The 6,584-nt window shown below is 72.7% G+C and carries 6 protein-coding genes; 3 read left to right on the top strand and 3 right to left on the bottom strand.

The features are described from left to right. Positions 1 to 207 precede the first annotated feature (207 nt). Positions 208 to 2,541 carry an FdhF/YdeP family oxidoreductase gene (locus AOK18_RS25285; RefSeq protein ID WP_055695827.1) on the bottom strand — a complete coding sequence of 778 codons (2,334 nt, stop codon included), beginning with the start codon at positions 2,539 to 2,541 and terminating at the stop codon, positions 208 to 210. Positions 2,542 to 2,669: 128 nt separating this feature from the next. Then, complete coding sequence (locus AOK18_RS25280; protein ID WP_055695826.1) at positions 2,670 to 3,182, bottom strand: SRPBCC family protein; 513 nt, start codon at positions 3,180 to 3,182, stop codon at positions 2,670 to 2,672. Between the two features lie 205 nt (positions 3,183 to 3,387). On the opposite strand from AOK18_RS25280, the gene AOK18_RS33455 reads away from it, so the two are divergent. From AOK18_RS33455 to AOK18_RS33120, 3 genes are all read left to right on the top strand, one after another. Beyond that, on the top strand, positions 3,388 to 3,558 hold the full coding sequence (locus AOK18_RS33455) for a hypothetical protein (protein ID WP_167738740.1): 171 nt from the start codon (positions 3,388 to 3,390) through the stop codon (positions 3,556 to 3,558). Between the two features lie 28 nt (positions 3,559 to 3,586). Continuing rightward, entirely contained in the window at positions 3,587 to 4,153 is a 567-nt protein-coding gene (locus tag AOK18_RS25275) for a TraR/DksA family transcriptional regulator (RefSeq protein WP_055695825.1), read from the top strand. 160 nt (positions 4,154 to 4,313) lie between these two features. Beyond that, entirely contained in the window at positions 4,314 to 4,469 is a 156-nt protein-coding gene (locus AOK18_RS33120) for a M20 family metallo-hydrolase (RefSeq protein WP_139058439.1), read from the top strand. Between the two features lie 945 nt (positions 4,470 to 5,414). Here the strand turns inward: AOK18_RS33120 and AOK18_RS25265 are convergent. Continuing rightward, a complete protein-coding gene (locus tag AOK18_RS25265) occupies positions 5,415 to 6,140 on the bottom strand; it encodes a glycoside hydrolase family 11 protein (protein ID WP_055573488.1) in 726 nt (241 codons plus the stop codon). Between the last annotated feature and the right edge of the window lie 444 nt (positions 6,141 to 6,584).

Raw genomic sequence — 6,584 nt, 5'->3', positions numbered from 1 at the left:
GAGAGAGTCGACTCCGGCCGCTGACGGAGCAGGCGGTGGCGCCGCCGCCGGCCCGCGCCGGGCGAGCTCCCGCGGCCCGGCCGCCGCCCCGGTGGGGCCCCGGGGCCGGAACCGGCGAAGCCGCACCCGCCCGCCGCGGGGCGGGCGGCAGGGGGCGGGGCGCCGTGCCGCCCGCCGTGCTCGCCGGTGCCGCTCGCCGGCCCCGTGTCAGGGGCGCTGCGCGGCCGCGGCGTCGGGGGTGCGGCCGTCCGGGCGCGGTTCCAGGCGTACGACGATGCCCTTGTACGTCGGTGTGTTGCTGGTCCCGGCCACGCTGTCCAGCGGCACCAGGGCGTTGGCCTCCGGGTAGTAGGCGGCGGCGCACCCGGCGGTCGTGGGGTAGGAGACGAGCCGGAAGTCCTCGACACGGCGTTCGGTGCCGTCCTGCCAGACGCTGACCACGTCCACCTGGGAGCCGTCCTGGAGTCCGAGGGCGCGCAGGTCGGCGGGGTGGACGAGCACGACGCGGCGTGAGCCGTGGATGCCGCGGTAGCGGTCGTTGGTGGTGTACGGCACCGTGTTCCACTGGTCGTGGGAGCGCAGCGTCTGCAGGAGGAGGTGCCCGCGGGGGGCGCGCAGCGACTCGAAGTCGTTCACGGTGAACAGCGCCTTGCCGCTGGGGGTGGGGAAGACGCTCTCGTTGACCGGGTTCGGCAGGGTGAAGCCGCCCGGCTTGCGCACCCTGCTGTTGAAGTTCTCGAAGCCGGGGACGACCCGTGCGATGCGGTCCCGGATGGTGCCGTAGTCCGCCTCGAATTCCTCCCAGGGCACGTCCGCCTGGCCGTCCAGGGTCCGGCGGGCCAGCCGGCTGATGATCGCGACCTCGCTGAGCAGGTGGTCGGAGGCCGGTTCCAGGCGGCCGGACGAGGCGTGCACCTGGCTCATGGAGTCCTCGACGGTGATGAACTGCTCCTCGCCGTTCTGGCAGTCCCTTTCGCTGCGGCCGAGGGTGGGGAGGATCAGCGCGGTGTCGCCGCAGACGGCGTGGGAGCGGTTCAGCTTGGTGGAGATGTGCGCGGTGAGGCGGCAGCGGCGCAGCGCCCGCTCGGTCAGTTCGCTGTCGGGGGCGGCCCGTACGAAGTTGCCCGCGAGGCCGAGGAAGACCTTGGCGCGGCCTTCGAGCATGGCCCGGATGGAGCCCACTGTGTCCAGGCCGTGGTGGGCGGGCGGGGTGAAGGCGAACTCGCGCCCGAGGGCGTCCAGGAAGCCCTGGGGCATCCGCTCCCAGATGCCCATGGTCCGGTCCCCCTGGACGTTGCTGTGTCCGCGCACGGGGCAGACGCCGGCTCCGGGTTTGCCGATGTTGCCGCGCAGGAGCTGGAAGTTCACCAGTTCGCGGAGGGTGGGCACGGCGTGCTTGTGCTGGGTGAGTCCCATCGCCCAGCAGACGATGATCCGTTCGCTGGCCAGGACCCGGTCCCGCAGTTCCTCGAGCTGGCCGCGGGCCAGGCCGGTGGCCGCCAGGACGTCCGGCCAGGAGACGGTGGTGCGGATGTGGTGGGCGAACTCCTCGAACCCGCTGGTGTGCCGGTCGATGAACTCCCGGTCCAGCACCGTCCCCGGCGCGGCGTCCTCGGCCTCCAGCAGGAGCAGGTTCAGGGCCTGGAAGAGGGCGAGGTCGCCGCCGAGCCGGATCTGGAGGAACTGGTCGGCGATGTTGGTGCCCCGGCCGATGACCCCGCGTGGTTTCTGCGGGTTCTTGAAGCGCATGAGGCCCGCTTCGGGCAGCGGGTTGACGGCGACGATCTGCCCGCCCCCGCGCTTGGTCTCCTCCAGTGCGGAGAGCATGCGGGGGTGGTTGCTGCCCGGGTTCTGCCCCAGGGTGAGCACGAGGTCGGCGTGGTGGATGTCCAGCAGGCTCACGTTGCCCTTGCCGGTGCCCAGCGTCTCGTACAGGGCCGCGCCGCTCGACTCGTGGCACATGTTGGAGCAGTCGGGCAGGTTGTTGGTCCCCAGGATCCGGGCGAAGAGCTGGAGGAGGAAGGCGGGCTCGTTGCCGGCCCGGCCGGAGGTGTAGAAGACCGCCTCGTCGGGCGAGTCCATGGCCCGCAGTTCGTCGGCGATCAGCCCCAGGGCGTCGTGCCAGCTGATCGGCTCGTAGTGGTCCGAGCCCGGCCGCTTCACCATGGGCTGGGTGAGGCGTCCCTGCTGGTTCAGCCACCGGTCCGAGCTGCGTGCCAGTTCGGAGACCGGGTGGCGCCGGAAGAACTCGGGGGTGACGCGTCGCGTGGTGGCGTCGTCGTTGGCGTGTTTGGCGCCGTTCTCGCAGTACTCGTTCGTGTGACGCTTGCCCGGCGCGGGGTCCGGCCAGGCGCAGCCCGGGCAGTCGAAGCCCTCGGTCTGGTTGATGTCGATCAGGTTCAGTGCCGTGCGCCGGACCGACGTCTCGGCGAGGGAGTACTGCACCGCGTGGGCCACCGCCGGGACGCCGGCCGCCCACGTCTTCGGCGGGGTGATCTTCGCCTGCTCGCCGCCCGGATCACCGTTCGATGACTGTCGCACCGCCTCGACCTTCCGCTCTGTTCCGCTCACCTGCTCCGCTCCACGCCGAGCACGCAAAGGGGTACCTGACAACTATCCAGGACATACCACCTTGTGAAAGGTGGCGTCGCGGTTACTCTCCGGCCTCCTCAGCCGACCGGCCAGTTCGGCACCCGCCGCGGCAGGATGTCGGAGTCCGGCTCCACCCGGCCCCCGCTGATCGTTCCCCGCCACCGGCCGCTCTCCCGGCCCTGGCGCTCGATGTACTCCTTGAAGCGCCGGAGGTCCTCCCGCACCTGCCGGCGGACCAGGCCCAGGGCGGCCCCGGCCCGCTCGGCGGCGCCGCGCGGAGTGAAGTCGATACGGAGGGACACCCGGCAACGGTCCTCTCCCAGCGACCGGAAGCTCACCTCACCGGACAGGCCGGGCCTGCCCACCACGCGCCACTCCACCCGGTCGTCGGGGCGCTGTTCGGTGATCTCCACGTCGAACTCGCGGGTCACGCCGCCGAACCTGGTCGCCCAGTGCGTCATGGTGGAGCGGGACCGGTCCACCCGGCGCACGCCGCGCATGAACCGGGGGAAGCACTCGAACTGGGTCCACTGGTTGTAGGCCATATGGACCGGGACGTCGATGTCGACGGCGTCTTCGATGACGCTCATGGGCGTCTCTCCTCTCCACCGCGGGCCGGGGGGTCGCACACCCACGCGGCCGAGTGCCCCTCTCCCACGCACTCAATCCGGGCGATGTCGTCCTGGGAGCGGATGGTTGGCACACGTCTCTTCCGGGGACCCGGGGACCCGTGGGATCCCGCGAACTCGAGAGGCCGTGGCAACGGCTGAGGACAGAGGAAAAGAAGGTGATGTGATGAGCGAGACCACTCCCTCGCAGGCGGAGGGCGAACGGGACGACGAGGAACGGCTCACGGAGCCGGACCGGACCACTCCCTCGCAGGCGGAGGGAGAGCGGGACGACGAGGACGACCGGGCCCCGGCGGACACCCGGCCCCCGGCGGACGGCGGGGGCGAGCGGCCGTAGCCGGTACCGATCACCGAGGAGGTGTCGGATGCACGACGAGCACGCCACCGGTCCCCCTTCGCGGCGGCCGCAGGATCCGCCGGTCGCCCGCTCACCGGACGGATCCGCCGGGTCCGCCGCACCCGCCCCCCGCACCGGTCGGCCACCCCGTGGTGAGCGTGCGGAGCGGGGGGCGCCCCGCGACGGGACCTCCTCCGGCGGTGCGTCCCCCGCCGGCGCGCCGGACGACCGGCGGAGGCTGCACGACGATCTCACCGCGAGGATCGAGACGCTCCGGCGGCGGAAGGACTCGGCCGAGGCGGAGATCGCGGCCCTGTGGGCGGACTGCGCCCTCGACGCGGTGGACGCCGGTGCGACCCGGGCGGCCGTCGCGGAGGCGCGTGTCCGCGCCGACGAGACGCGCGGGCAGCTGGAGCAGGCCCTGGCCGCCCGGCGCCGGCTGGACGACGGCACCTTCGGCTCCTGCGTCTCCTGCGGCGCCCCCATCGACCGGGAGCGGATGCTCGCCGTGCCCCACACCGAGCTGTGCGTCTCGTGCCGGCGCGCCCACGAGAGCCGCCGCGCCCCGGCACGGTCGGCTCCGCCCGGAAGGTGACCTCCGGCACGGACGCCCCGGACCCCGCTTCGACCGCGGACCGCCGGGTACGCGGGGCCCGTACCGGCCCCGGCACGGGCTCACGCCGGCCCGCGGTGACGCGCGGTGGACGGCGCCCGTGCCCGCCGGACGGACGACGAACACGAGAAAGGACAGCGCGATGACCGTTCCCGAGGAGAACCGGCCGAAGACGGAGACGACCGACCAGGTGGTCGCCACGCCGGACGAGCAGGAGAACAAGCGCGACGACGAGAGCAAGAACATGCGGGAAGCCATGGAGGAGGCCGGGATCACCCCCGAGGACTACGAGAAGTGAACCCGGCCTCCCCGGGGGACGGACCGGCGGGAACCGGTCCGTCCCCCGAGGGGCCGGCCGCCCGGCCGGTCCGGGGCGCCGGTGCGCGGTGTCCCGGTGACGGCGTCGCGCGAGAAGCCGCTCCCGGGGGCCGGTTCGTCGGCCAGGGGGAGGTCGAGGCGTCCTGCCCCGTCCTCGCCGGCGGCCCCCGCCTGTCCGCCTGACCCGCCCCCGCCTCCACGCGTACCGGTGGCGTCGCGGGAGAAGCGTGCCGGGCGGGCGCCACGCCCACCGCGGGTGCGGTGGACCCGGGCGGACGGCGGCCCGGCCGCGGCCGCGGAACGCGCCGGAGCCGACGGTGCGGAAGGCGCACGGCGCCACCCGCCGCCCGCTCGGCCCGCGGCGGCGCGCTTCGCACACCGCACCCGCCGAGCGGCCCGGACCCACCCGAGGAGCAGGCCGTGAGCGCCACCGGCACGGACCTCGCGACGGACCTCGCGGGCTGGAACTCCGAGGCCCTCGACGGGATCCTCTCGAACGACGCGGGCCGTCCCGTCCTGTTCACCGACGCCCGCGACGAGCCCCGTGCGCCCGGTGCGCGGGACGTCCGGCGGGACGGCGGTGCGAACGGCGCCGTCCCCCGCTTCACCCCTGCCGGCCCGGCCTCCGCGACGGCCGCCTTCTCGCCGGTACCCCCCCCCCCGGCCGTCGAGCCCCAGCGGGGTCCGCAGGGGCGGCAGGATCCACCGGGGGCACTCGGTCACCCGGGGGCACTCGGTCACCTTCGGCCGGGGACGAGTGCGGGGTCGGCATCCCGGGGACGAGGTTCGTGCGCCGCTCGGCCGTGGCACACCGCATACGGCGGACGGCCCCTCCTTTGGACCGGAAGGGCCGTCCACTCGTGGGTGTTTCCTGGTACCCCGCCACGAGGACGGAGCCCGCGGCCGGTTGCCCGCCGGGCAGGGGTCAGCCGCTGACCGTGATGTTCGAGCTTCCGCTGCTCTGGTAACCCTCGGTGGCCATGATCATGTAGTACCTGAACTGGCCCATGTTCATGCCCGCGCGCGCCCAGGCGTCGAAGTGGTTGCCGGTGGTGATGGTGCCGGAGCCGCTGGTCACCTTCGACTGGCGGACGCTCCAGTACTGGTCGAAGGTGCGGGTGCCCTCGACGGAGGGGGCGTTGTACCGCGTCGTCTTGTAGATGTCGTACGTGCCGCCGTCGCTGTGGACGGTGCCCCTGTACTCGCCGGTGGGCCGGTAGCTGCCCCAGTTGTCGACGATGTAGTACTCCACCAGCGGGTTCGACGTCCAGCCGTAGAGGCAGCCGTAGCCGTTGCCCGACGGGTTGAAGTAGCCGGTGTAGCGGACCGTCCTGCGCCCGCCGGTGTTCCAGCCCTTGCCGGCGACGAAGTTGCCGCAGTTGGTCCACCGGGTGCTGTAACTGCCGCCGCCGTTGAGCGTCATGGAGACGGAGCCGCCGCCGTCGGTCCAGAACGAGTAGTACATGCCGTCGTAGCCGGTCTGGTTGGTGGTGATGGTGGTGGCGGCGTGAGCCGTGCCGGACAGCAGCAGTCCGGACGCGGTGGCGAGCGCGACGGTGCCGGCGCCGCCGAGGAAGCCTCGCCGGCTCAAGCCGCTGAAGGGAGCGGGGTTCTGCTGGATCGGGTCCTGCTGCGTGCCGTCCTGCTGCATGCGTCCTCCCGATGAAGGCTGGTGGGGGGCGGGCGGCTTCTGCCGCCCGCGGCCTTGCATGGAACACGGCGGGGATCGCCCGTCGTCGTGCCGCAACGACCGACCGCCGCCCCCGGCCGCATGACGCGAGGGGAACGACGGCCTCCTGTCGTCCGGTGGCCACAGTTTTCGTAGAACGCCATGATCATGTCAACGCTTTCGACAATCTTTCGGAAACACTTCTCCAGCCGGAAGAGGGCTTGGTAAACACACCTTCGCTGGTCAGAAAACTCCTCACACGAACCTCTACGAGGGAGGGAAGGAGATGAGAAAGGAACGTAACGCAAGCATGCGCCCGACGTCCGAAACTTTCGAACGGGTGGGGACGTGACTGCGGCATCCGCGCTGGGGACGACCGCGCGCGAACGGCCCGGCCTGGGCCACCGCGTACGACACGGCGGGTTC

The sequence above is a fragment of the Streptomyces prasinopilosus genome (assembly GCF_001419695.1).
GTDB classification, from domain to species: domain Bacteria; phylum Actinomycetota; class Actinomycetes; order Streptomycetales; family Streptomycetaceae; genus Streptomyces; species Streptomyces prasinopilosus.
The sequence above is the reverse complement of the archived record's forward strand: the minus strand, read 5'-3'. Positions and strand labels throughout refer to the sequence as shown.